Source organism: Aeromicrobium sp. PFPM2_SD2 (genome assembly GCF_057364525.1).
Genome location: NZ_JBNFNZ010000805.1, coordinates 1 through 566, shown reverse-complemented (window position 1 = coordinate 566; position 566 = coordinate 1). Strand labels below are relative to the sequence as shown.

Genomic DNA, 566 nt, shown 5'->3' with positions numbered 1-566 from the left:
CCCCGCGGCCCCCGCCGGCGCGGCCTCGGACGCCGACGACCTGCAGGTCCGGCTGAGCCGCCCATGAACCAGACCCAGCTGGTCGAGGGCGCCCCGCTCGTCGTCTCCGGGACGGTCACCAACTCCGGCACCGAGACCTGGGGCGACGCCCAGGTGTACCTCGTCATCGCCCCGGCCCCGTTCACCACCCGGGCGCAGGTGCGCGAGGCGGTCGCGAGCTCCACCGCCTACACCGGCGAGCGCGTGGTCGAGCTGAGCGCGATCGCGCGGCTGGGCGACCTGGCCCCGGGCAGCACGACGCCGTTCACCCTGCGCGTCCCCTACCGCCTGCTCGGCGTCACCGGCGCGGACGGCGTCTACCCACCGGGGTCCAGGTGCTGGCCACCGACGCCGAGGGCGTCCGCGAGAACCAGGCCGTCGCCCGGCACCACCTTCGTGCCCAAGCTCTCCGGGTCCCGGGCCAAGGTGCCGGTCTCGGTCGCCTGGCCGTTCGCCAACCCCGACGCCGCCGGCGGTGACGGCACCTACCTCGATCCCGGCCGCTGGTCTCGGCCGTGTCGCCGTCC

At 76.1% G+C, this 566-nt stretch carries 1 protein-coding gene; it reads left to right on the top strand.

Annotated features, from left to right (window positions below):
- Positions 1-63: 63 nt before the first annotated feature.
- The coding region (locus AC2W7G_RS18220; protein WP_485869674.1) for a hypothetical protein at positions 64-566 on the top strand (503 nt) is incomplete at its 3' end.